This is a genomic window from Mediterraneibacter sp. HA8405, assembly GCF_056148955.1.
This window is the reverse complement of record NZ_CM148758.1, coordinates 555435-579118: the sequence shown is the minus strand read 5'-3', so window position 1 is coordinate 579118 and position 23684 is coordinate 555435. Positions and strand designations below refer to the sequence as shown.

Sequence of the window (23684 nt, the reverse complement as noted above, 5' to 3'; positions counted from 1 at the left end):
CTTCCGCGTCTGCCGCGGCACACAGGATCGACCTCTGGTTTTATAACCTTCATTTTACCTGCTGTTCCCTGCGGTGTCAATTCTGACACCGGCGCCCCGGCTTTACCGCTTCAATTCCGCCTCATACAGCTCCCGGTCCACATCTTTGAACACATTGAAAATAATCCGGTCAAAGTCCGGATCATGCTCTTTAAGAAAGCCGGTCACGGTATCAGCCGCGATCTTTGCCGCCTCATCGTTCGGAAAATGAAATTCCCCTGTGCTGATACAGCAGAACGCCACGGAACGGATCCCATGCTCCACACAGCACTCCAGCACATTCCGGTAACAGCTTTCCAGATCATCCTTCAGCTTCTGATTCAGGCTTCCTCCTACAATGGGACCAACTGTGTGAATCACATAATCCGCGGGCAGATTGTAACCCTTTGTCAGAACCGCCTGGCCCGTGGGCTCCTCATAGCGGGCGCCGTACTGCATCCGTCTGCGCTTCATATAATGGCTGCATGCTTCCCTGAGCTCAATCCCGGCCGCGCTGTGAATAGCATTGTCTATACATTTATGGCATGGCACAAAACACCCCAGCATCTGCGAATTCGCCGCATTGACAATAGCTCCCGCACGCAGTCTCGTAATATCCCCCTGCCAGACGGAAATTTTGTCCGCATACGGATGGCTGCTCCCGTACTGCTCCGCCGCTGTCGGAATATCCGCAAGCCCAACAATTCCTTTTTCTCTGGCCTCCTCAGTCAGAAATTCATCCTGCACTTTTACAACGTTTTCATTCATTTTCCCGGGCATCCGGATATTCATAAGAGAACGCAGAAGCATTCTCTTCTCTCCGTAATCCTCTCCTGTCTCCAGATCTCTGTATCTGCCGGAATCTTCCTTGAATTCATGAAGAAGATAATCCAGCCGCTCTTCCTGTTTCTTATCTGCCCCCATCTTTCTCCGCCTCTTTTCTTATATCTTCAATACTTCTCGATATATCGTCATTGATTCCCACAGCCCGTTTCCCCAGGCTTTCCGGTACAATGGCCTCCCGGAGATTCATGCGGACCAGCGACCAGCCGCCGTTTTCCTTTACCATCTTTTCAAAGGGGAAACGGATAATCGCAGGTGTGTTAAATCCCACGCCCAGCTCCAGAAGAAGAGTTTTCTCTTTCCCGTGTTCCTTCAAAAACGCGGCGTACCTTCCAGCCGCCTCGTTCCAGTGCTCATCCTCCACAAAATACTGGTCGGACCTTAAGTGCATGGCCATATTTCCGCCGCAGACCGGACAGCGGGGCACCAGTTCCGACGGGATCCCGCAGTTTTTCCGCGCCCGGTTCATCTCCTGAAACAGCTCCACGGCGTCATATACTTTATCATGGCAGCCTTTCTCGCACTGAATCTCCCCGTAGTCTCCCTGGGTGGCAAAGATATCTTCATCTGCAAACCCGGCCTTCCAGAACTGGTGATCCACGTTGGTGGTCAGAACGAAATGGGGCTTATCCTTCACCAGTTCATAAACTGCCTGATAGAGCGGAAGCGCCGCCGGTTCGATCCGGTTCAGATATGCGTGTTTTGACCAGTATCCCCACTTTTCCTCCTCCGACAGGAAAGGATAAAATCCTGCGCTGTACATATCTGTCATAGCTTCACGGCCATACTTTTTTATAAAGTCCCCGAAGTTGTCCCGGAAGCGTTTCCCGCCGTAGCTTAATCCTGCTGCCGTGGATAGCCCTGCTCCCGCGCCGATAATCACTGCGTCCGCCTGTTTCAGAAGGGACGCCGCTTCCCGGATCTGTTCTTCATAAGGGGTGTGCTGGAACACATAATCCCTGGCCGGCACGCCGCTTAAAAACTGCATAAAATCCACTCTTTTCGTCTGTTTCTTCCGGTTTAATATCTGAATTGCCATATTGTTATTCATCCTCCTTTTCCCTGGCTGCCATAAAATCCGTGTATCCCGCGCAGCGCCAGTTTTATTGTAATATCAATTATTACATCTTGCACTGTCAAGATACCACTTCTTTGTTGTAATGTCAATAGTTACATATGATTTGCAGGAAATCACACCTATAAGACACATGGGGTTTATAAAGTATGAAGCCGGGATAAAGCCAAATGGAGTGAAGGAGTTATCGAAGAAAGATGGGACCCGGAGCTGTAAAGCTTCAGATCCCATCTTTCTAGTTCAATAATTTATTCCCCTTCTCACAGATTTCATAAATCTCGTCATACTTCTCTTCGATCAGCGGCGTCATCTTCTCTGTCTGCTTTCTGACGCCTGCTTTGTACAGGAAATACGGAAGGATCCAGCCGAGGAATCCCGGTATCGCCAGAATAATGCATAACAGGATCCGGGGCGGCTCCGCCGTCACTGCAAATGTCGCTCCCGCCATAAAAGCTGTGCCAAGGATCCCCACAGTCAGTGCTGTCACAGATGGACGGGATGTCTTCTCTTTCTCAAGATTCCCTATTTCTGCGACACACGCTTCAAAATTTCTCTGAAGTCTGGTCAGTTCCATTTTATTCAGGATTCTGCGGTCGCGCTTCATCCGGATAACGATTTTTTTATGCTGATGTTTCCCTTTACCTGCGGAATACCTTTCTGTGGTATCCGGCATTACATTTTCATCAATCTCCCAGCCGAAATTTGCATATCCGTCCATGAGGAAAGATGCCTGTGCAATGTCCGCGGTCACTTCCTTATATTCAAACGCAATAAAGCTTCCGTTTCTTCTTTTTGTCTGTTCCATCTGATCACTCCCTTTGACCCTTTTCCTGTAGTTTGCCTGCTGCCGGGACTCTTACCGTAAATGTACTCCCTCTGCCTTCTTCGCTGACAACGCTGATTTCTCCGTTCATCAGAACAAGGATCCGTCTGACGAGGGCAAGCCCCAGTCCGTTGCCTTCCTGAGAATGAGAGGTATCCCCCTGGTAGAACTTATCAAAAATATGACGGATGTTTTCTCTGCTCATGCCGCAGCCGGTATCTGTCACTTCCACCTCCGCATATCCGTCGGAAGATATCTGCCGTACCGTCACTTTTCCGCCGGGCTCCGTGAACTTGACCGCGTTGGAGAGCAGATTGTTCCAGACCAGTTCCATCAGGCTCCTATCCGCGTCTACGACAGCCTTTTCCTCCATATCCACTTCCAGATCCAGATTTTTTTCATCCCACATTTCTTCATAATTCAGGATACACTGTTCAAGCTGGCCGCACAGATCGTAGGATTCGATCTCCGGGTCGATCTGCTGATGCTCCAGCTTATTCAGCCGCAGGATATTGCTGATAAGGCTGGAAAGACGGCCTGCCGCTTCTTCGATATTCTGCGCGTATTCAAGCCGCTCTTCTTCTGTCCCTTTTCCGGTCTGGAGCACCTCCGCATAATTTTTGATAACAGCGATCGGTGTCTTCATCTCATGGGAAACATTGGATACGAAATCCGTTTTCAGTGTCTCCACGCTCCCCAGCTCCTCCACCATCTTGTTAAAGTCCAGGATCATAACATCCAGATAGTCCAGTCTGTCGGATGTATGCGTCGTAGGAACATATACCGAAAAGTCCCCGTTCGCCACCTGCTCCGTTGCCTCAGCCAGCCTGTGGAGGGGTTCCTCGTATGTGCTCTTTATCTTCCTTCGTGTAAATAAAGTCAGTCCCACTGCCACACATCCCCAGTAGACCATTGGAACAATCGTCTGGACGAGTTCATTCCATTTCAGCCTGTTCATCAGCACCACAAGTCCTACATGAATTCCGGACATAAGAAAAAGAACTCCCAGGAAAATCGCAAACAGCGAAATTGGGAATAGACTGTCCTTTATAATGGGCTGTCCGTTTTTTCCGGTTCCTTTCCGGGCAGAAGCTCTGGTATTTCTGCTGTTCCTGTTCATTGCAGCACCGCCTTGTATCCCAGTCCCCGGACTGTGACAATCTTAAATCCGTCACAGCCGGACAGTTTATTCCTGAGCTTGGTCATGTACACATCCACCGCGCGCAGACTGGTGTCACTGTCCACATCCCAGAATTCATCCATAAGCTGGGCTCTTGAAAATGTTTTTTTCGGATAGGATAACAATTTATATATGATATTAAATTCCCGTGTCGTCAGACTGATCTCCTCTCCGTCCACCTCCGCGCTCATGCCGTCTGCATCCAGCGTCAGATTGCCGACAGTGATTTTCCGTTCTGTCTCAATATTTGCCCGGCGCAGAAGCGCGCACACACGGAGTACCAGCTCATCCAGATCAACCGGCTTGACCATATAGTCGTCGATGCCCAGCCGGAACCCCCGCTGCTTGGACGGCAGATCATCCTTCGCGGACATAAAGAGGATCGGGATTCTCTCATTTACTTTTCTCACAGACCTGGCAAGCTCAAATCCGTCAATCTCCGGCATCATGATATCCGAGATGATCAGATCGTAAAGCTGACTGTACATCTCGTCATAGGCATCCCTTGCGTTCAGACAGCCTTTGGTCTGAAAACCACTGTCATTTAAGTAAGTGCAGACAATCCGGTTGAGTTTTTCATCGTCTTCCACAACAAGGATATGTATCATATTCTTTTCCTCCGTTATTTATAATAGCAAAAATAATCTTACAAAAAAGTATAGGCCGCGGCTGCATAAATAACACCCCCCGGATGCCCTTTATTATTTGAATCCTTTTGTCAGCGGAATCAGACACAGAAGCAGGACAATTCCCGCAATTCCGATCACAATCCCCAGAACCATATTGCTCCACACCATGGTCAGACACATGCCCTCTCCCAGGGTAAGAGCTCCCACAATTCCCAGAAGTACAGTACCTATCGTCTTTCCGGACAGGCGGATGGGACTCTTATTTTCCATCTTTCTCCACACAAGCACCATGATCAGGAGAACAACCACACCGATCACTCCCATAATAACTCCCGGCCGGAATGCGTTCCACTCGGGAATCAGTGCCATGCACATACCCAATGCGAATAAAATACCTCCGATCGTACTTAAAATCATTGCTACAAAACTGCTCTTTTTCATTATCTTTTTCCCTCCTGTTTTGCTTTTCTTTCCGCTTCTCTTTCCTGCTGTTCCGCTGCAAGTCTCGCCTTTGCTTCTTCTACCGTTTCGCCGTCTTTTGTCAGAAACTGATCTACAAAAGAATCTGAGATTTTTGTAAATCCGCTGACCGCGCCGTTCTCAATCTTTTTGTAGCCCCCGACTACTCCTTCCTCGATTTTCTTATAGCCGCCGACAACTGCATCGGCGATCTTTTCGTTTGCTTTTACAAGCTTTGATTTTGCCATTTTTCATGCTTCCTTTCTCTTTTTGTTTTCCTGTATTTCCTTTCGACGATATAAAGATACCGCCGCAACGTTGAAGAAATATTTCTGTTTTGTTTCTGAAATATTAATTGAAATTTTCTTTTGAAATTAAAAAACGTGTATGCCGCACTATGGATCATATAGTGTGACATACACGTTTCTTTTTATCGGTTTAAAAACGGAGGTCATCTTTCATTATGGCTTTCGCTGTCATATAGAATTCCCTTTCTTCACAGCGTCAAACGGACACGCTTCCATACAGTTTCCGCAGTGCAGACAGTGCTCCTGCCAGATAGTGAAAGGGATTCCTGTCATATCAATACATTTCTGCGGACATCTGCTGACGCAGGTACCGCAGCCCCGGCACCGGCCGGTAATGAAAAATTCTCCGATCTGACCGTCCGTCCCGGCAGGGAAAGTTAAAATACCACCTATATAAACAGCTGATCCGCTGTTACGCCATAACCGGCTTCAGCGCTTCCGCGAGCTTGTCTTTCTCTGCCTGTGCCTCTGCCAGATCTTTACCCAGTGTTGTGTAATAGATCTTAATCTTCGGCTCTGTTCCGGAAGGACGAACGATAACAGTCTCGTTGTTCTCCAGCTTGTAGATCAGAACATTTGCTGACGGAAGGCCTGTCTCCTCCGGTTTCGTATAATCTGTTACACTTACTACTTTGTATCCCGCAACCTCTGTCAGCGGGTTCTCACGAAGTCCCTGCATAATTCCTGCCATCTTGTCCATTCCGCTTAATCCCGGGAATTCGAAGCTGTCAACCTTGTTGAGGTAACGTCCGTACTGTGCGTAGATTTCTTCCATTCTCTGCTTCAGTGAGCTGCCGATGCTTCTGTAGTAAGCAGCCATCTCGCAGATCAGCATGGAACCGATAACCGCATCTTTGTCACGTACATACGGTCCTGCCAGATATCCGTAGCTCTCTTCAAATCCGAAAATAAAGCGGTCTACCTCTCCTGCTTCTTCCAGCTGCGCGATCTGATCGCCGATCCACTTGAATCCTGTCAGAACGCTGCGAAGCTCTACCCCGTAGTGCTCTGCAATGGCGTCAGCCAGCGGTGTGGATACAATGGATTTTACCGCAACGGCTTTCTCCGGCATAGTGCCTTTCTCAATACGTCCCGCGCAGATATAATCAAGAAGAAGAACGCCTACTTCATTTCCGCTTACCAGTTCATAGGAGCCGTCCGGACACTTCATGGCAATGCCTACACGGTCCGCGTCCGGATCGGTTGCAAGCATCAGATCCGCGCCTGTCTCCTTTGCCAGGTTCAGTCCCTGCTCCAGAGCCTCGAAAATCTCCGGATTCGGATAGCTGCATGTGGTAAAGTAACCGTTCGGATATTCCTGATCCGGTACGATGGTAATATCTGTAACGCCAATATCTTTTAACACCTGAGTTACCGGTACAAGTCCGGAACCGTTCAGCGGGCTGTATACCAGCTTCAGGCCTGCTGTCTTACAAAGACCCGGACGAACCTGTCTGGATTCAATCGCATCATAGAGAGCTCTCTTGCAGTCGTCTCCCACGAAACGGATCAGGCCTTCTTCAACACCTTCCGCAAAGGACATATATTTCGCGCCTGTCAGAATGTCCGTCTTCAGAATCTCATCATATACAATGGCAGCCGCATCGTCTGTCATCTGACATCCGTCCGGGCCGTAGGCCTTATATCCGTTATATTTTGCAGGATTATGTGAAGCAGTTACCATAATGCCCGCGTTGCAGTTATAATAGCGTGTCGCAAATGAAAGAGCCGGTACGGGCATCAGCGCGTCATAAATTCTTACTTTAATGCCGTTGGCTGCAAGAACGCCTGCCGCGTTCTTTGCAAAAACATCACTCTTAATACGGCTGTCATAGCTGATTGCCACCGTCTGGGTACCCCCCTGTGTTTTTACCCAGTTTGCAAGTCCCTGTGTAGCCTGACGTACTACGTAAATATTCATACGGTTTGTTCCTGCGCCAAGCACACCTCTCAGACCTGCTGTACCGAATTTCAGTGCAACCGCAAAACGTTCTTTGATCTCATCGTCATTTCCCTCAATTCTGGATAATTCCGGTTTCAAATCCGGATCTTCCAGATCGGCTTCCATCCAGCGCTTATACTCTTCCTGATACATTTTTACCACTCCTATTACTTATCTTATAATTTTTTTGTGAAAAAATCACAATATTTACTAACACTATACCATGTTTAAGGACAGACGGCAATCATTCTTGTACGACTATTTTTCTCTTTTTTATCTGTGGCCGACTTTTCTCAGAAAGACAGAACCGCATGGCCGGGCATTCAGAATAAACCCCTGCCTGTTTGCCTGAAAAGGTTGAATTATCACTTGTTTTTTCGCCTGGTTTTGTCTACTCTATTAGTAAGACCTGAAATCATTTATTTCGGATTAATTGTGGGGGATTGATCGATATGAACAGCAGGGAAAAAGAACAGATCAGATATCGTGTTTACGAAATACTTGAAGTGAGAAGCGGGCCGGATCCGGCTGCCCGCGTATATGATTTCGTATATCTGATTACGATTATCCTGAATCTGACTGTCAGCGTTCTTTATACATATGAAAAATACCGGATGCGGTACGGCAGTCTGTTTCTTGTGCTGGAAAATATTACTGTAGCCATGTTCTGCCTGGACTACCTGCTCCGGATATGGACGGCAAAATACGCCCATCCGGAATCCGGCGGCCTGAAGGCTGTCCGGAAATATATTCTGTCCTTTACCGGAATTGTGGACATGCTTTCCTTTCTCCCCTATTATCTGCCGATCTTCTTCCCGTCCGGAGCGGTGGCTTTCCGGATGCTGAGAATCATGCGGGTATTCCGGCTGTTCCGGATCAATTCCTACTATGATTCCTTCCGGCTGATTACAGAAGTACTGAACAGCAAACGGCAGCAGCTCTTCTCCTCTGTATTTACCATACTGATTCTCATGGTTGCGTCCAGCCTGTGCATGTACAGCCTGGAACACGAAGCGCAGCCGGAAGTATTTACCAACGCATTTTCCGGCATCTGGTGGGCCGCATCCACTCTGCTTACCGTCGGATACGGGGATATCTATCCCATAACCACTCTTGGAAAACTGTTCGGTATTTTTATCACATTTCTGGGAGTGGGCATGGTGGCGATCCCTACCGGTATTATATCCGCGGGATTTGTGGATCAGTACTCCCGCATCAAGCGGATGGCCGAATACGGGCGGGAAGAAGACGTGCATTTTATCAAAATCCACCTTACATCCCGGGACCCCTGGATCAATAAGAGCATCGCCCAGCTTCACCTGCCTGAAAGAGTCATTGTTGCCGTAGTGCAGAGGAACCATCGGATTCTTGTTCCCCGGGGCAATCTTGTCCTCCAAGAGGACGATGTAATGGTCCTGGCGGCGGAATCCTTCCAGGATAAAGATCATATCCGCCTAAAAGAGATTACTCTTCAGAAAAATAATCCCTGGAACGGGCATCGCATCCGGGATCTGGATATTTCCAGACATTCTGTCATCGTCCTTGTAAAACGAAGGGATAAGATCATGATTCCCAACGGGAATCTGATTCTCAGAGAAGGAGATATGGTAATACTGTATACAGAGATGCGGATCGCGGAGGGAACGGAGATTGAGATATAACGATACTAACAGGATTAATTTAAAAACTTCTTTTCTTACAGTTCTTTATACATAACTTTCCCGTTCTTCTGTTCTGACTTCATAAGAGAAGCTTTTTTTACAGTCATCTCTGCCTTTGGCATGTGAAACTGATACGGTTTCTTCGCGGAAAATTTCCGGATCAACGTAATATGGGGGACAAATTTATCCTTCTCGCAGGGAATTCCCGCTGCTGCCAGGGCGGCTCTCAGGTCTCTGACATATGTTTTCAGTTTCTGGTTGCCCTTGACGCCTGCCCACAGAATATTGCCGAAATTTCCTTTATCCGCCAGAGTCAGACGGAATTCCGGAAGCGGAACTTTTCCCATAACTTCTTTTACTTTGCCTGGATCGTCATACTCTCCGATAAAGGCCAGAGTCATATGCAGATTCTGAGCCGGAACGTAATTTCCTTCCATTCCCTGCTTCTTCAGATCATGCATACAGCTCACCAGAGCCTTTTTCATCTCCGGAGACAGCTGAATCGCTATGAAAAGTCTCATGATGCATTCCTCCTTACACGTTTATTCTCTTACTTATACTGCCGGATCAGCCGTTCTGTTTCTTCACACATCTGCTCCACAACATCCTCCGGCCCGGTAATCTTTACGCCTTCGCCAAGAGAAAAGATCCAGCCAAGAAACTGACTGCTGACACGGACATTTACATTTACCGTAAAATGTTCCTCATCCGTGGGAATCAGCAGCACATCTTTTCCGAACCGGTCAATAATCACCCCGGCCAGGCGGTTTTCCACGAAAAGTTTCACCTGCCGCTCTCTGCCTCCGAACATGCCGAAACTTTTCTTTGTATAATCCGCCATATCCGGCTTTTGAAAATATTCTTTTCCCTCCCTGGACTCATCCGACATGCGGATGTGCAGCATCTTGTCAACCCGGTAATGTTTGATCATTCCCGCATCGGAATCATATCCCACCAGATAATAATTTTCATTGTCCCAGGAAAGTCCCCAGGGACTGATATGATAATACGCGCCGTTATGCCGGAGCTCCATCTCCTTTTTCACATTCCACTGAAAATACTGAAATTTTATTTTCCGGTTTTCCGCAATTGCATTGTGGATGGCGTCAATCGTGTAATAAATGCTCTCGTTCATGGTTTTGATTCTTCCGGACACATAGACCTGGCGCTGCAGTTTTGTAGCCTCATATCTGCTGACCAGCTTTTCCAGCTTTCTGATCAGAGCGTTTGTCTTTCTCTCTGTAATAAATCTGGAAGACTGGATGGCGTCCACCAGCAGCTTCAGCTCCGGCAGTTCAAAAGGACGGTTTACAACATGGTAATGATACCCTTTTCCCACAGCCTCCCCTTCCACCTCGATTCCAAGATGCTCCAGATCTCTCAGATCTTCATAAACACTTTTGCGGGCCGCGCTGATTCCCTGCCGCTCAAGCGCGGACAGAATCTCCGGCATGGTAAGATAGTGTTCATCGTCTGTATTCTCCAGCATAATCTGCGCCAGACAGTATAATTTGAATTTCTGATTCGCGCCTTTTGCCATAACCTGCTTCCTCTCCTGTACGATAATGTCAGTATAACACAGATGACGGCATTTATGACAAAAAGGTGTCCCATAAAAGGAACACCTTTTCAAATGACCGGTCACAGTCCGCAGCTGTTTCAATCGGTTTTATTCTTTTATCTGGACTGACGTCCTCTTCTCCTGATAACAACGGCCGACGCTCCGGCAGCGCCTGCAAGAACCAGTACTGTACTCCACAGCGCTATATTGGTATGGTCTCCGGTATCTACAGGATCAGCCGTCAGTTCCTCTGATTTCTGTCCGTCGCTGCCGGCAGATCCTTCTGTTTCCTTATCCCCGGACACGCCGTTATCTCCCGGCCTGACTTCCGTATCAGTTCCGCCGCCTTCTCCTGACGGATCGGAAGGCTCCTGAGAAGGATCCTCTGCGGGAGGCGTAACCGGTTCATCCGGTTCCTCTGTCGGCGGCTCTTCCGGTTCTTCCGGCACTTCTGTCACAATATCGCCAACATAGGACTTGCTGATTGCCTGGGATGCCTCACAGGGATTCCATCCCAGATCTGCCAGCAGCGCTTCGGCTGCAGACGGTGATATCTGTCTTCTGTCAGCATTGACCGCATATCCCGGACCATAGGAACCGCATTCATAGAATCTGGCTTCTGTATGCAGATTGCCGCTCATATCCGCATATGGCTCATCTTTATCTATGGCGCTGCCCATATAGCAGCCGATCCAGTAGATACATGCGTCCGGTCCCCACGGCCTTGCCAGACGGTATGTGCCGTCCACACATCCCTCTTCCGATGTAATTACACAGTGATTAAAGATCAGTCCGTAGGGCGCGTCTGCCTCTGTTCTCGGAGCACATACATATCCGCCCTCCGGGTGAGTCTCTTCATAGACAAATACAAGTTCGCAGTCCTCGAACAGCGCTCTGGCGTCATCACCGGAATAAATAAAGTCAATCAGACCCTCAATCCGGCAATTCCTGTAATACTGGTTACCGGCATGCATGTAAAGAGTATCCTGCACGCCTGAAATGGTTACATTTACAAAGGATGCGCCGTCCGCGTCACACCGGAGCGCGTCCGCGGATTTGTTGCTCTTTCCGTCCGGTGTGGAATAATCGTAATCATTTGCGAATGTAAGATTCTCCGCCGAAAATCCTGTCGCTCCGCTCATAATATAGGTTGCGCACCGTTTGGACATGTCTCCTCCGGCCTCGTATCCTGCATCTTCCGGATACAGTTCCGCCGGATAACAGTGGATGCGTACGCTGTCGCTGTCCTCGCCGATCAATGAAATATAGGGCGTATTCACGACAAGGCGTTCCTTGTAATCACCGGATTTTATATAAATAACCTGTCTTTCGGCATTGTCTGACGGAACGGCATCCACCGCCGCCTGAACCGTGCTGTAGGTAGGAAGGCCGTTTATCAGCGCTCCGTCTTCCCCGGTGTAGGAAGCATCTACAACCATATCGTAATTTGTCAGATATACAAATGTATAGACAAGACGGGTCTCTTTTCCGTTTTCATCAGTAAAGATCAGCTCTGCATTATTTCTGCCTTCCGCCGCTGTCAGACTGAAACGGAAGTTTCCGCCTGCATTTACCGCCTGCTCCGAAGCCGTTCCTCCGTTTACAGACGCTCTGATTACGCCTGCGCGGTCAACTGTTCCTGCCAGAACTGCCGTCTCCCGGAATATTGTTCCCTGAGGAGATTCGGTAATGGTAATCTCTGCCGCCTCATCCTCATATACATAATCCCCTGTGTGTCCTGCAGACGCCATGGCCCATACAGTCTGGGACGGATTGCTGGAATTAACCTCCTGACCGTCTGCATACGCACAGGCAATAACATAATAGTAATAGGGCACTTCCGGTGTTACGTCTGTATCCGTATAAGCTGTACCGGTAGCCGCTTCTGTACTGTAAATCAGCTTCGAATTCTCCGCGCCCTCATCAGAAGAATATCTGTACACTTCATAAGCGGTTGCTCCTTCGGATTCTGTCCAGGAAAGATCGATGGAATTCTCACCTGCGGTCAGGCTGAGCACCGGAGTGGGAAGTGCCGGAAGAAAATCTACCACTTCTGAAAGTTCATCACAGTATGTGACTTCTCCTTCATTTCCAAGTTTTCCTCCTACACGGAACTGATACTGTCCGGCTTCATCTGTCCGGTACAGCCAGGATGTGGCTGTTGTTTCTGCAGCATCTTCCCACTCTCCTCCGTCTTTTCTTACCTGAATCACATATCTTCCGTCCCCGTCAGCCGGTTCTCTGCTGTTCCAGGTAACATTGATGGCGTCCCTTGTATCTGCCACGACTGCCTGTACAGATGAAACAACCGGTTCTGTTCCGATGGGTTCATAGCAGTCATTCTGATCGTATAAAAGCGTGCCGTCTGCATCATAATATTTCATATTTGTGACCGTAACCGATGCGTCGGCCAGAATAAATCCGAAGGAAATCTCCGTCTCCTCTCCATTTTCGGCAAAGAGCGCGTCACTGTCAGAACTGAGCATAACAAAACGCTGTCCGCTCTCAGGTACTGCTGTAATGATCAGTCCGTCCTCCGTTCTCTCCGCAGTAAAATGAACCGTACTTCCTGCCGCAATTGTTTCATTCATCCGTCCTGCACCGATTTCCCCGGTTTCATCGGAATAAACGCCTCTCAGATTTGTTGTATTACGGATTGCAGCTGTCTCAATATTTGTTCCGTCAAACGCGCCGAAAAACACACCTTTTGAGGAAGATGAGCCGCAGGAATTTACTGTTACATCCGCCTCCAGCCGGTTTCTGTCAGAGGTCAGATCAAATCCATAATATCCCACATTTTCCGAAAGCGCGGCTCCGGTCAGCAGACTTCCGCCTGTCTGTGTAAGAGTAAGGCGCTGCCCTGCAGCCGAAACTGTCATGCTGTCCGGCGTACCGAAGTCCTTTATCTCCGGCATTGCATCCTGAGGATTGACTTCCGTCTCTTCCATCTCATTTGTTACCGACATGGTGTGAAGATATCCGGACCCGCTTCCTTCATAGGTAAAGGTCAGGGTCGCCGCCTCTCCGGTATAGCTGAATACTTCTGTATTCCCGTCTGCCGCCGCTTTCGCGGAAACAGATTCCGGAGTGACTGCCCCGTTTCCGTCTGTCACCTCAGCATTCAGCATACTTCCGTCAGCCGTATATGCACAGAGTTCCATTACAATTTCTGCATTTCCCGCAACTTTTACGCTGACCTGATCGCCGTTTCCGATCATAATGCCATGTGATCCGTTGTACCGGATCCGGTTATTTCCTGTAAGAGTAACCAGGCCGTCCGGTGAGCTGACAGAGTCTCCTCCTGTAATAGAGTAATTGCCTGTATAAAGCTCAGATACAATGCTGCCGTCACCGAAATCATAGGTAATGGTCCGGCCGTTGGCATGGGGATTTCCCGACGCGCTGTTGTCTTTTACCTGTACGGTATAAGAGAGGGGAGACGTATCTGCATCATTATATGTAAATGTGACAGTGTTGCCATCAATGGTATAGGAGACATTTTCACTTACATCTTCCAGGGTATCCTGCATAAGCGTTCCCAGTCCTCCGCCTTCCAGATCCGCCCATATGATGGCTGTCTCCGGCGTTGCCAGTTCTGTCCGCCCGTCTCCGCCTTCTGCCTTCACCGTAAAATCAGCGGAAGAGGACTCCCCCGGTGATACGGTGAACACGGTATTGCCGATTGTAAAATGGAAATCTTTTGACAGATCCCAGATAATACGGTAGGTAATATCATTTACCGCTTCATCTCCGTTTTCTGCATCGGTCAGATCAACTGTGCTTCCCTCTGTCACCTCATAAACATCAGAATTTTCAAATGATACGGTATATGCATGACCCACAGGAAGAGATACGCTGTACGCGCCTTCATTGATCACCGTCTCAACTTCTGAACCTGACTCATCCGTAAACAGAAGGGTCTGCCCGTCCGCCGAATCTTCTGATCCGGAAGCCGCGGAAACACTTCCGCTGACCACCGCTGTCCGGGGCGGCGTAATGGTTTCTGCCGAAATATGATGAATATAACCGTTTCCGGTTACCTCAACAGTAATAACCGCCTCTGCGTCAGATGTATAACTGACAGAAGTTTCCGCTCCGTCTTCAAGAGCTCCGTTCAGAGGCAGATCTTCCGCAATAATCTGCCCGTTTGCTTTTACTACAGCCATAGAAGACCCGTAGGCGCAGATGCCAAACGATACTGTCGTCCGGCCCGCGGGCACTGTAAGGGTAAATACCGTATCATTTCCGATATCCGCTCCGTGCCCGCCGCTGTTAAGAGCCAGCGTTCCTTCTGCACTCAGGGATCCATCCTGTCCGTCGGTGTAGATAGGAGAACTTCCGTCTCCAAAATCCCATGTGATTTTCCCGCCGTCGGTTTCCAGAACATTTCCTGCTGCCTGTACTGTCCTTAATCCCTGCGGAAATAATGACACAACCAGGATCAGAGAAAGCAGCCCCGCCAGAAACCGGAACGGTTTTTTCATCTGATTTCTTTTCAATCGTTTCATTCTTTCACTCCTTTGAACTTACAAATGCTTCCCTTTCTGCTGCCGGAGCATTTTTCATTCAAAATATGAAGTAAAACCCTGATTGATGCCGATAGAATAAAAACCACTTCTGACAACAGAAAAAGGGCCAACCGATAACCAGTCAGCCCCTTTGATGTCTCAATAAGTCCATTGGAAATACTACCATATTATTCCAGTTGTTTCAATCTTTTTGTGAAAATTATCACAAATTTAACACTGGATAAAATATCAGTTATTTTCTTCGTTTTTCTTTTCTATACTTAATTTCCCGGATTCATAATCTGCGTGTACGATTATTTCCTGATCATCCTCTTCGATTTTGAATTCCAGCGCACCTAAAGTACTTGAAAGAAGAACATAATTTCCCGGCGGGATGTTCAGAGTCCTAACATCACTGTTGGACGTAGCAATCCCCATAACCGCCCGCTGGTCTAATTCTGTAAATGCCAGTACATCCCGCTCCTCTAACTGATCCTCGCCCTTATAGTCCATCGTTATCTTTACACGCTCTGTTGTTTCCTCCTCCGGATCATCGGACGAAACGGTATCGGCTGTTCCGGAGGCAGATTCCGCCGGGGAATCCGGTCCGGCGCAGGCTGAGAAAGACAGTATGAGGGTGGCAGTTAATAAAAGAATTGTTGGCTTTTTCATAAGATTTTTCCTCTCCGGTTAATTGTTTTATTTCGTGTGTAAAGGAACTTCTGAGTAAATATATCATTAATACGATAATTATCTTATAAATCCATACCAGCTGTTTAACGGGATAAATGCCCGTCTCAGTCGTTCTTTTTCTTTGTATTGGTTTATATGATTATACACATTATGAATGCTTTCCAGATAAAGAATAAATGATTTTTTATGAGGATCTCTATTCCTGTTCTTTATTTTAAGATATTCATCTTTAATTATATTCCATCCTTGTTCGTATTCAAGTATTTCTTCAAGTTTATCATCCACGTTCTGTGATAGTTTTCTTTCTTCGAATGAATACCCGTTATTTTTTCTCCTTTTTAAGTACATATAACCTGCATTTGTATCTTCATCATCCAGGTAATAAATAATATATACCTTCTTTCTCTTTTCCCCATCCGCCCATTTAGAAGAACTAAATCGTATTATTGTACTTATATAATAACTGAATGTCAAGTTTTTTCAAAAAATATTGAAAAATGAAAAATATCATAAATTTCACATAATTAAAATTACTCCAGCCCTTTGCGAGTTGGAGTAATTCACTATAATTCATATTCATTTTTCTTCTAAGAACAATAACGTTCATCCTTCATCGAACTCTTTTCAGATCACATGCAGAACAGCCTTCACATCCGCTCCGTTTAATGCAGTCAGACTTTCATCCATGGTAAATGCGGAAATATTCAGATGGATCTCATAATCTCCTGCTTCCAGAGGTTCTGACACCTCAAATTCAGTGATTGCTTTCCCCGGCTCGATCAGATCAGATTCATAAATCGGGGTATCCGAATCATCAATCGTAATGGCATACTGGAAATAGCAGTCATTTCCTTCAGGATTCAGAAGTGTGATCTCCCATGTTGTAGAACCGCTGTTCACGGTAATGTCCCCATAACCGGGGATTTTAATTCCCGGCTGGCCCCCTGAAGTATCTTCAAGGTCTTTATTCCATTCCACGGCTTCATCGGATACTACGATTCCCGCAGAGTTTCTTCCATTGTCTTTATCCCTCAAAGCCATCCACAGGATCACTGCCGCAAGGAGGATCAATGCTATGATTAAGATCACCAGAATTTTTTTCATTCCTGTCTGTTTCTGCATAAATTACATTCTCTTCTTTCCTTATATTTTCTTTGATTCCTGAAGTACCAACACCTGCCGGAACGCGTTTTTCTGTTTCCGCCTGTACATACATTTCCAGCCTGCCGCTCTCTTCAGCCGCAAAACGACAGCAAGAGAGTGACAGACTGGATGCTGAAATGCTTATATAATGATTCTTTTCAATCACTGTAATCCGCTTACTCTGAATTACTCTGCATCTGCGAGTTCAATTCCAAAAGTAATACTTCCTGTGTAAGGAACACCAGTTACAAGTCTGTCCTTATTGGCGTCCACAATAACCGGCTTGATCTGATACTGTTTTGTCTCATTTCCGGTAAAAGAAACCACTTCACTTCCAGTAGCAGTATCCTGGCCTGTTGTCTCGATTACTTCTCCATCTTCGGAAATGATCTGGTAACGAAGAGTACGGGCATGATTGACGTCAACAAGGTCCCTGTCTGCTTCCAGAACCAGCTGATTTCTGTAATAATTTGTTCCGGCAATCGTTACGGAAATCTTCTGTCCGTCTGCAAGGTTTTCAACATCAGATGCTGTTACATCTACTGTTGTTCCGTCATTTCCCATGTTAACAGTAGCCGGAATTGTCACAGTATAAGTCGGATCTGCTGTCAGCACTGCTGAAATTTCCTGAGTGCTCTCTGCCGCCATAGCAGTAACAGACATTGCCATACAGGATACAGCAGCAAGAAATGCAGCTAAAATTTTCTTCTTCATAATATATTCCTCTTTTCTGATGAATTAGTGTTTTGCTATCTTTTTTCCAAGGCCCCTGGAATTTTCTTCATCATACATGGAGAATATTAAAACTATGCACTTCTATTTGTAAAAATCAGGAAAAGTTTTTGAAAATTCCTGTACCGTTCTGATCCTTTCAGGCTGCGGGCATAGAAAAAGAACAGTCGGTTTTTCGTTCCATCGAACCACTCCTTTTCCTATGTAATTATGAAGCCAAGTCCTGCGGCTTAACTTCATAATACCGGTCATTTATTCTTTTTTGAAGTTTGCCACCTTCTCCTTTTTTGTCAGAAGGACTGATCATATCCCGTTCAATATAATACTTAAGCGTTCGCTTGTTGATTCCTGTTAATTCTGAAACCTGATCTATTGTATATAAGCGCTTCACTCCATTCACCTTCTCTACTTAACAGAATATTATTAGCCGATATCGGCTTCAACATTTTTTAAATTTTGTAATCTTACTACACGCTTATTTAATCTGAAAACTATGTAAAAATATCTATATTCCAAAATCTACAATGATTATTTCGTCAAGTCCAGTCCAGTCACAAACTCTTGATCCCCGGCGCTGCCTCTGAGGATTCAGCTGTCCAATCTGGCAGTTCCTCCGGAGATCTCACCCTATTCAGTTTTTGTATCAATTCAGCCCTGTACTAATCAGTGTGGCAGTACCTGAACATAAAATTCAAGGACATAAAATTCAATAATACTGTTCTATTGTTTCAAAATATAGGACATGATAATATATATTATATTCAATAGATCAATTCGTCAAAATTACGCCTGGGGGTCTCATTTTTTTGAGCAAATTAGCAAAGACCTCAAAGAATTGCTTCCTGATGTAAAATCGTTTAGTCCCCGCAATTTGCAATATATGTGTCAGTTTTACAGTCTCTATCCAGAACTTAAAATTACGAATCAAGCTGATTCGCAAATGGATACCGCAGAAATTACGAACCAGCTTGATTCGCAATTCATTTTTTTAATTCCCTGGGGACATCACAAGGTAATTATGTCAAAATGTAAAGGCGATACTGAAAAGGCACGATTCTATATTAAAAAGATTCGTGAAAACAACTGGTCACGTGCTGTACTTCTCAATTTTATTGATACAGATCTTTATGAGAGACAGGGAAAAGCTATTTCTAATTTCAAAGATGCACTAGAGTCCCCACAAGGAGATCTTGCGCAGGAAATTACACGCGATCCTTATAACTTTGATTTTTTGTCCATAAGTGTAAAATACAATGAGAAAGAATTAAAAGATGCCCTTATGGATAATCTGCAGAATTTTCTTCTGGAACTCGGAACTGGCTTTGCTTTTGTAGGGCGCGAATACCGGCTTATTGTTGGGCAGACAGAGCAGTATATAGACATGTTATTTTATAACATAACACTCCACTGCTATATTGTTATAGAAGTCAAAATAACGGAATTTGATCCTCGTGATATGGGACAACTCGGAACCTATGTGGCCGCAGTTGATGGAATTTTGCGTAAAGACGGAGACAATCCGACAATCGGCTTGCTGATATGTAAAACAAAAGACGATGTTCTTGCACAATATGCAGTAAATAATATGAAATCTCCTATTGGTATTTCTGAATACGAATTAGCCAAACTTATGCCTTCGGAATTTAAGAATACTCTTCCTACGATTGAAGAAATCGAAAATGAGTTAAAATAATCGATAGTTGCAGATACAACATAACGATCAAAACATAGACAGTCTTGTACTCCACTACAAGGCTGTTTTTATATGGTGCAACCTAAAGCATCTTTACGTTCTGCTCTTTTACAGCCATTTCTACTTTGAGCATATCTTTCATCGCACTGTAATCTACGAGAATTCCATACTGTTCCTCCTTCGAATCTGATTTTCAGATCGGATAGGGAAAAATTCCTTCCCCTTGCCAATACGATCATAAAGGCGGCCAGTCGTAGCAGATCCCAGCATCATTGCGCCCATCATAATGAGGACCGCAAGTCTCTTACTCATATTTTTCCATCTCGCCATAATCTGACTCCTTTCCATTTTCTGTATTTTCTTTAAAAAACAAGGAGCCTGATTCCTCATTGGAACCGGACTCCTCATCTACCTGAAAGCTGATGCTTCCGTCCTGAATACCATTCAACAAATCAAACAGTTCATGGCTATTCAGCTTCATACTGCGAATGCTTTTGATCATCTCATTTTCTTCCTCCGCCTTTAAAGCAACTCGGACACCCTTGAGATAAGCCTGCAGCTCTTCAATTTTCTTTTCTGTGCGCTCGATCTCATCCAGATAGCGCTTGATCTTTCTATTCAAATAACTCCTCCTTCCTTATGGCAGTCGGCCAAAGCACATGAAATGCTGTTGCCAGTAACTGCTGTTGATGTTTGCAAACTGGATCGGATTACCACAATGGATCATGACTCCATCACCACAGTAGATTCCTACATGACTGGCTCCGGAAGTAGCATAGGTTCCCTGGAAGAAGCTCAGATCTCCCGGTTTAGCCTGGGACGGTGCCACATAAGTACAATGACCTCGAAGACCTTCTGCTGTACATCTTCCGATATTCCATCCATTTCCACAGTGATTGATTACCCAGGATACAAAACCTGAGCAGTCAAAGCTGGTACTTGGTGAGCTTCCTCCCCACACATATGGATAACCAAGATATCTCTGCGCCTCAGTGATCATTTTTCTGAAACGTGCATCGGATAATGCTTCCGGTGGGATATCATAGTTCATGCCACCAGGTAATGTTGCAATAGTACTGAGATGGTCAGCAAGATTCTCCTCATCCATCTGACCTTCATGATCCTGGAGCTTTCTTGAGAAGCCACCGTCATTTACGACAGCTTCATTAAAACCATTCCCATCCCGGACACCTTTCTGTACCATCTGCTTTTTTCTTCGCGAGGCAGCATCCGATACCGGCTTATCATCTACGGGATCAGCCCTGGACTGGGCGCCTTTACGTTCTAACTGAAAGTCAGCCTCATTGATGCGCCTTCCATCGGACTTTGCTTCCGCAGTTTCCTTCACTATCCCTTCTCTGGAATCTGTTTCCACAAGTCCCTTTCGGGTCATCTTTTTGACCGCATGGCTTTTCGCCTTAAATTCCTCCAATCGCTTTCACTTCCTTTCTCCCCAAATGGATAAAAAAATAAGGCCATCTATCGTGGATAACGGTAGACGACCTCAAGTTATATACTTCTTTATGATGTTATTACTTTGTATTTGTGTTTTAATGCTTTTGACAGTGCAACATTTGTAAATGGAACAATCTGATCATTTTGCAAGCGGCCAAGGACAATACCCGGATCTCTGTCAATTCTTTCAGCAAATCTGCGGATAGCATTTTCGCTAAACTCATTCATTTTAACGAAAGCCTCATATTCTCCTGGAGGGATCAATTTGTCTTCCGCATATTTATCTGCTGCATCCTCCTGTCCAGCGTGCTCATTTTCAAACGTAATTCCATAATCACCATTAATAATATGGCCAATCTCATGGAACAGAGTAAACCAAAATGTATCTGAATAGAAACGTCTGTCATTCACCATCAGCATTACATTCTGCCCAATCTTCTTGGTTGCACCATTTATTCCTGAACCCGGAAGATTTGGAAGTATTACGAATATTACTCCCGCATCTTCAAAGGCCTTCCTAATCAGTGGATAAAAATCACCATGCTGTGTTGTTAATGTCAATGCATAATCAACAGCTTTTTCAAACTTCTTTTTGTCAAACTTAGGTGCTTCTATCTTCAGTGCCTGATTAATTGCGATCTGAACCATTGCATTTGCTCTGGCAATATTAGCCTCTTTCATATCTTCAGATGCACTTCGGAAACTAACTGCCATATTTTGCTTTGTGAAAACAGATAATGACGCAACATTTAAAAATTCACGTAGGCACTTAATCTGCTCATTTGTTTTTCTCGGAAGATCAGGCAATCCAAAATTCTCTCTGAAATATGTGTACTGAAAGTACTTGAAAATTCTTCTTTCCTGCTCTAATTCCTTGGATGATTCAAACTCAGCAATCAAAGCGTCATAGCTCTTCTGAAGATTCAGCCAGTAGTCAACACTAGTCCCTAACATTCGAGATAATTTCATGGCAATATCGATTGATAAGCTTTGCTCCCCACGTACCAGAATACTTAAATTCTTTGGCGTGGTATCTAATCGTTTTGCAAAATCTTTCTGAGAAAGTCCACTTTCTTCAATGATTTCTTTGATATAGTATCCAGGATGAAAAGCAATCTTATCATTATATTCAATATAATTACTCATAATGGTTACTTACCTCCTTTACTTCAACAATTCTAACCACACCAGCAATTTCATCAATATTACAAGGATCATAAGGTTCTTCATTCTCATCTAATGGCTGAATAATAATACGCCATGGATCTCTTCTCGTTTTTACATCTATAGCAAAAAATCCATCCATATTGCCACTCAGCTTATGAAAATGAAATGTCGGCATCATTACAATATCCTTAATTACACTCGCCTGCTGCATAGCATTTATTCGGGCAAATAGGCTGGTTGCTAATGCAGCATTCCCGCCAAACAACTTTTTTGCAGTTTTTAAATCGGTACATTGTTTCTGAACTTTGCTGTTATTGTATAGTAGCTGCACGTTTGCCCTCCTTTTCAAATTACCCGTTAGGTAATCTAAATATACCATCAGGAGAATCTCTAGTCAATAATTCACACTCTCTTTTCACAATTATTCTTCCATTTCCTTTTGCTTTCTGGCTTCAACCTCCTCCGGCTTAGTAGTCATGAGTGAGTAAAGCTTCAATGTCTTATCGAACACCTGTAAGGCTTCTTTAACACCAGATGCTACATAAATTTCAAATTCTTTTCCCAAAACAGTAACTAAAAACGCTAAGTAATCTAAGTCATCATCTACAACAAGTATTTTTTCATTCTTATTTCATCCTCCTTACTGCGACAGTTCTTTTCCCTCGTCCTCGCTTATGTAACCATATCTCACCATCTGTTGAATAACATATTGTTGGCGTTGTTTTGCCAAGTCAGGATTTGCTGTCAATGAGTAAACGGATGGTGCGTTAGGGATACCTGCCAATAGGGTGCTCTCATATCCAGTCATATCAATAGGCTCTTTTCCAAAGTATCCTCGACTGGCATCCCGAACACAATAGTAGCCATCACCGAAATATATAGAATTAACATAGAGTTCTAAAATTTTATCTTTTGTATAGGTGTTTTCCAAACGGAACGCCATGAACATCTCTGCAATTTTTCGGATGAAGCTCTTTTCCTGCGTGAAATACATATTTTTGGCAAGCTGCTGGGTGATTGTACTTCCACCCTCTCTCAAGCTCCATGAAATCAGATTATTCCATGCAGCTCGTCCTATTGCAATCAGGTCAATCCCCCAATGCTGTTCAAAGCGATGATCCTCCACAGCTACAACAGCATCCAAATATAAGGGATATATGAAAGAAAAAGACAGGGATGTCCGTGCGGCAGACGAGGTTGAAATCGTTGATATCCTCCAAGCCTGCACCAACATCCGTGACCAGCTTCTACTCCTGCTGATAGCAGAAACCGGCTTCCGCATCGGAGAAATCCTCGGCTTGGATTATACCAAAGATATTGATTATAAACAGCATAACCTCAAGGTGTACTTTCGGGATGATAACGATAACGATGCCCGCGCCAAGAATGCGGAATACCGTTCAGCGAAGATAAGCAACGACACCTTCGAGTTCCTTATGCATTATCTGTCGGAATACCGGAGTCTGCTCCAGCATCAGAATCTGCTGTTCATCAATATAAAAGGAAAGACCGCTGGCAGACCGATGAGGGTGGAAAGCGTTTACGATATGCTGGAACGGATGGAAAAGAAAACAGGAATCAAGCTGACTCCTCATATGCTCCGCAGATACTACGCCGTATCAAGACGGAATTCAGGCTGGGTGCTGGAACTGATACAGTTAGCCCTCGGTCACAAGCATCTTGATACAACGGTTAAATATCTCGGCATACTGGACGATCAGCTCATGGAAGCAAGCCGGGAATTTTATGAGAAGCACTCGGATCTGTACGGCATCAAGAATTTGCTATAAAGGA

The 23684-nt window shown here is 45.4% G+C and carries 24 protein-coding genes and 2 pseudogenes; 3 read left to right on the top strand and 23 right to left on the bottom strand.

Features of this window, described 5'->3' with window-relative positions; translation table 11 throughout:
* Positions 1-102 precede the first annotated feature (102 nt).
* From AC0QUU_RS02745 to AC0QUU_RS02705, 9 genes are all read right to left on the bottom strand, one after another.
* On the bottom strand, positions 103-942 hold the full coding sequence (locus tag AC0QUU_RS02745) for a protein-ADP-ribose hydrolase (protein WP_474544480.1): 840 nt from the start codon (positions 940-942) through the stop codon (positions 103-105).
* Complete coding sequence (locus tag AC0QUU_RS02740; RefSeq protein ID WP_474545508.1) at positions 929-1888, bottom strand: SIR2 family NAD-dependent protein deacylase; 960 nt, start codon at positions 1886-1888, stop codon at positions 929-931. Before AC0QUU_RS02740 ends, AC0QUU_RS02745 begins: the two co-directional genes overlap by 14 nt.
* 283 nt (positions 1889-2171) lie before the next feature.
* Positions 2172-2741 (bottom strand): hypothetical protein, encoded by a 570-nt coding sequence (locus AC0QUU_RS02735; protein WP_474544479.1) that lies wholly within the window; start codon positions 2739-2741, stop codon positions 2172-2174.
* A 4-nt stretch (positions 2742-2745) separates the two neighbouring features.
* Positions 2746-3879, bottom strand: a complete 1134-nt coding sequence (locus tag AC0QUU_RS02730; RefSeq protein ID WP_474544478.1) for a HAMP domain-containing sensor histidine kinase — start codon at positions 3877-3879, stop codon at positions 2746-2748.
* Positions 3876-4547 carry a response regulator transcription factor gene (locus tag AC0QUU_RS02725; protein ID WP_474544477.1) on the bottom strand — a complete coding sequence of 224 codons (672 nt, stop codon included), beginning with the start codon at positions 4545-4547 and terminating at the stop codon, positions 3876-3878. The genes AC0QUU_RS02730 and AC0QUU_RS02725 overlap by 4 nt, the downstream gene beginning before the upstream one ends.
* Before the next feature lie 93 nt (positions 4548-4640).
* Complete coding sequence (locus AC0QUU_RS02720) at positions 4641-5009, bottom strand: hypothetical protein (protein ID WP_474544476.1); 369 nt, start codon at positions 5007-5009, stop codon at positions 4641-4643.
* Entirely contained in the window at positions 5009-5275 is a 267-nt protein-coding gene (locus tag AC0QUU_RS02715; protein WP_474544475.1) for a hypothetical protein, read from the bottom strand. The genes AC0QUU_RS02720 and AC0QUU_RS02715 overlap by 1 nt, the downstream gene beginning before the upstream one ends.
* A 228-nt stretch (positions 5276-5503) precedes the next feature.
* Entirely contained in the window at positions 5504-5671 is a 168-nt protein-coding gene (locus AC0QUU_RS02710; protein ID WP_474545507.1) for a 4Fe-4S binding protein, read from the bottom strand.
* 76 nt (positions 5672-5747) lie between these two features.
* Entirely contained in the window at positions 5748-7430 is a 1683-nt protein-coding gene (locus AC0QUU_RS02705) for a phospho-sugar mutase (protein ID WP_474544474.1), read from the bottom strand.
* 299 nt (positions 7431-7729) lie between these two features.
* Here AC0QUU_RS02705 and AC0QUU_RS02700 point away from each other — a divergent pair, with 299 nt between their 5' ends.
* Positions 7730-8938 (top strand): ion transporter, encoded by a 1209-nt coding sequence (locus tag AC0QUU_RS02700; RefSeq protein WP_474544473.1) that lies wholly within the window; start codon positions 7730-7732, stop codon positions 8936-8938.
* 35 nt (positions 8939-8973) lie between these two features.
* Here AC0QUU_RS02700 and thpR read toward each other — a convergent pair whose 3' ends face one another.
* From thpR to AC0QUU_RS02655, 9 genes are all read right to left on the bottom strand, one after another.
* Positions 8974-9459, bottom strand: coding sequence for an RNA 2',3'-cyclic phosphodiesterase (gene thpR, locus AC0QUU_RS02695; protein WP_474544472.1), 486 nt, complete (start codon positions 9457-9459; stop codon positions 8974-8976).
* Positions 9460-9488: 29 nt separating this feature from the next.
* Positions 9489-10478 (bottom strand): helix-turn-helix transcriptional regulator, encoded by a 990-nt coding sequence (locus AC0QUU_RS02690; protein ID WP_474544471.1) that lies wholly within the window; start codon positions 10476-10478, stop codon positions 9489-9491.
* A gap of 137 nt (positions 10479-10615) precedes the next feature.
* Positions 10616-15007, bottom strand: a complete 4392-nt coding sequence (locus AC0QUU_RS02685) for a pectinesterase family protein (RefSeq protein WP_474544470.1) — start codon at positions 15005-15007, stop codon at positions 10616-10618.
* 249 nt (positions 15008-15256) lie between these two features.
* A complete protein-coding gene (locus AC0QUU_RS02680; protein ID WP_474544469.1) occupies positions 15257-15679 on the bottom strand; it encodes a hypothetical protein in 423 nt (140 codons plus the stop codon).
* 78 nt (positions 15680-15757) lie between these two features.
* Positions 15758-15985: a hypothetical protein gene (locus AC0QUU_RS02675; protein WP_474544468.1), complete on the bottom strand. Its 228-nt coding sequence runs from the start codon at positions 15983-15985 to the stop codon at positions 15758-15760.
* 339 nt (positions 15986-16324) lie between these two features.
* Entirely contained in the window at positions 16325-16804 is a 480-nt protein-coding gene (locus AC0QUU_RS02670) for a hypothetical protein (RefSeq protein ID WP_474544467.1), read from the bottom strand.
* A complete protein-coding gene (locus AC0QUU_RS02665; RefSeq protein ID WP_474544466.1) occupies positions 16725-17009 on the bottom strand; it encodes a hypothetical protein in 285 nt (94 codons plus the stop codon). The genes AC0QUU_RS02670 and AC0QUU_RS02665 overlap by 80 nt, the downstream gene beginning before the upstream one ends.
* Before the next feature lie 20 nt (positions 17010-17029).
* Positions 17030-17557 carry a hypothetical protein gene (locus AC0QUU_RS02660; RefSeq protein WP_474544465.1) on the bottom strand — a complete coding sequence of 176 codons (528 nt, stop codon included), beginning with the start codon at positions 17555-17557 and terminating at the stop codon, positions 17030-17032.
* 226 nt (positions 17558-17783) lie between these two features.
* Positions 17784-17975 carry a MerR family transcriptional regulator gene (locus AC0QUU_RS02655; RefSeq protein ID WP_474544464.1) on the bottom strand — a complete coding sequence of 64 codons (192 nt, stop codon included), beginning with the start codon at positions 17973-17975 and terminating at the stop codon, positions 17784-17786.
* A gap of 342 nt (positions 17976-18317) precedes the next feature.
* Here AC0QUU_RS02655 and AC0QUU_RS02650 point away from each other — a divergent pair, with 342 nt between their 5' ends.
* Complete coding sequence (locus tag AC0QUU_RS02650; RefSeq protein ID WP_474544463.1) at positions 18318-19268, top strand: PDDEXK nuclease domain-containing protein; 951 nt, start codon at positions 18318-18320, stop codon at positions 19266-19268.
* A gap of 304 nt (positions 19269-19572) precedes the next feature.
* Here the strand turns inward: AC0QUU_RS02650 and AC0QUU_RS02645 are convergent, their stop codons facing one another.
* The 5 genes and pseudogenes from AC0QUU_RS02645 to AC0QUU_RS02625 all read right to left on the bottom strand — a co-directional run bounded on the left by AC0QUU_RS02645 (position 19573) and on the right by AC0QUU_RS02625 (position 23124).
* Entirely contained in the window at positions 19573-19890 is a 318-nt protein-coding gene (locus AC0QUU_RS02645) for a DUF4315 family protein (protein WP_474544462.1), read from the bottom strand.
* Positions 19891-19905: 15 nt separating this feature from the next.
* A pseudogene (locus AC0QUU_RS02640) lies at positions 19906-20322 on the bottom strand (C40 family peptidase); the annotation flags it as partial.
* Between the two features lie 467 nt (positions 20323-20789).
* Positions 20790-21869: a HigA family addiction module antitoxin gene (locus AC0QUU_RS02635; protein ID WP_215632548.1), complete on the bottom strand. Its 1080-nt coding sequence runs from the start codon at positions 21867-21869 to the stop codon at positions 20790-20792.
* Positions 21862-22269: a hypothetical protein gene (locus AC0QUU_RS02630; RefSeq protein ID WP_474544461.1), complete on the bottom strand. Its 408-nt coding sequence runs from the start codon at positions 22267-22269 to the stop codon at positions 21862-21864. Before AC0QUU_RS02630 ends, AC0QUU_RS02635 begins: the two co-directional genes overlap by 8 nt.
* A 261-nt stretch (positions 22270-22530) precedes the next feature.
* Positions 22531-23124 carry a biosynthetic peptidoglycan transglycosylase gene (locus AC0QUU_RS02625; RefSeq protein WP_089705449.1) on the bottom strand — a complete coding sequence of 198 codons (594 nt, stop codon included), beginning with the start codon at positions 23122-23124 and terminating at the stop codon, positions 22531-22533.
* Here AC0QUU_RS02625 and AC0QUU_RS02620 point away from each other — a divergent pair.
* Positions 23036-23680, top strand: a pseudogene (locus AC0QUU_RS02620) (tyrosine-type recombinase/integrase); the annotation flags it as partial. The gene AC0QUU_RS02625 and the pseudogene AC0QUU_RS02620 overlap by 89 nt on opposite strands.
* Positions 23681-23684 lie beyond the last annotated feature (4 nt).

Bases quoted from the DNA above. Each gene is read 5' to 3' on its own strand.
- AC0QUU_RS02635 (WP_215632548.1), bottom strand. From the start codon at position 21,869: ATGAGTAATTATATTGAATATAATGATAAGATTGCTTTTCATCCTGGA.
- AC0QUU_RS02720 (WP_474544476.1), bottom strand. From the start codon at position 5,009: ATGAAAAAGAGCAGTTTTGTAGCAATGATTTTAAGTACGATCGGAGGT.
- AC0QUU_RS02630 (WP_474544461.1), bottom strand. From the start codon at position 22,269: ATGGTATATTTAGATTACCTAACGGGTAATTTGAAAAGGAGGGCAAAC.
- AC0QUU_RS02735 (WP_474544479.1), bottom strand. From the start codon at position 2,741: ATGGAACAGACAAAAAGAAGAAACGGAAGCTTTATTGCGTTTGAATAT.
- AC0QUU_RS02730 (WP_474544478.1), bottom strand. From the start codon at position 3,879: ATGAACAGGAACAGCAGAAATACCAGAGCTTCTGCCCGGAAAGGAACC.
- thpR (WP_474544472.1), bottom strand. From the start codon at position 9,459: ATGAGACTTTTCATAGCGATTCAGCTGTCTCCGGAGATGAAAAAGGCT.
- AC0QUU_RS02685 (WP_474544470.1), bottom strand. From the start codon at position 15,007: ATGAAACGATTGAAAAGAAATCAGATGAAAAAACCGTTCCGGTTTCTG.
- AC0QUU_RS02715 (WP_474544475.1), bottom strand. From the start codon at position 5,275: ATGGCAAAATCAAAGCTTGTAAAAGCAAACGAAAAGATCGCCGATGCA.
- AC0QUU_RS02680 (WP_474544469.1), bottom strand. From the start codon at position 15,679: ATGAAAAAGCCAACAATTCTTTTATTAACTGCCACCCTCATACTGTCT.
- AC0QUU_RS02625 (WP_089705449.1), bottom strand. From the start codon at position 23,124: ATGTTGGTGCAGGCTTGGAGGATATCAACGATTTCAACCTCGTCTGCC.
- AC0QUU_RS02690 (WP_474544471.1), bottom strand. From the start codon at position 10,478: ATGGCAAAAGGCGCGAATCAGAAATTCAAATTATACTGTCTGGCGCAG.
- AC0QUU_RS02700 (WP_474544473.1), top strand. From the start codon at position 7,730: ATGAACAGCAGGGAAAAAGAACAGATCAGATATCGTGTTTACGAAATA.
- AC0QUU_RS02650 (WP_474544463.1), top strand. From the start codon at position 18,318: ATGATAATATATATTATATTCAATAGATCAATTCGTCAAAATTACGCC.
- AC0QUU_RS02725 (WP_474544477.1), bottom strand. From the start codon at position 4,547: ATGATACATATCCTTGTTGTGGAAGACGATGAAAAACTCAACCGGATT.
- AC0QUU_RS02670 (WP_474544467.1), bottom strand. From the start codon at position 16,804: ATGAAAAAAATTCTGGTGATCTTAATCATAGCATTGATCCTCCTTGCG.
- AC0QUU_RS02705 (WP_474544474.1), bottom strand. From the start codon at position 7,430: ATGTATCAGGAAGAGTATAAGCGCTGGATGGAAGCCGATCTGGAAGAT.
- AC0QUU_RS02745 (WP_474544480.1), bottom strand. From the start codon at position 942: ATGGGGGCAGATAAGAAACAGGAAGAGCGGCTGGATTATCTTCTTCAT.
- AC0QUU_RS02660 (WP_474544465.1), bottom strand. From the start codon at position 17,557: ATGAAGAAGAAAATTTTAGCTGCATTTCTTGCTGCTGTATCCTGTATG.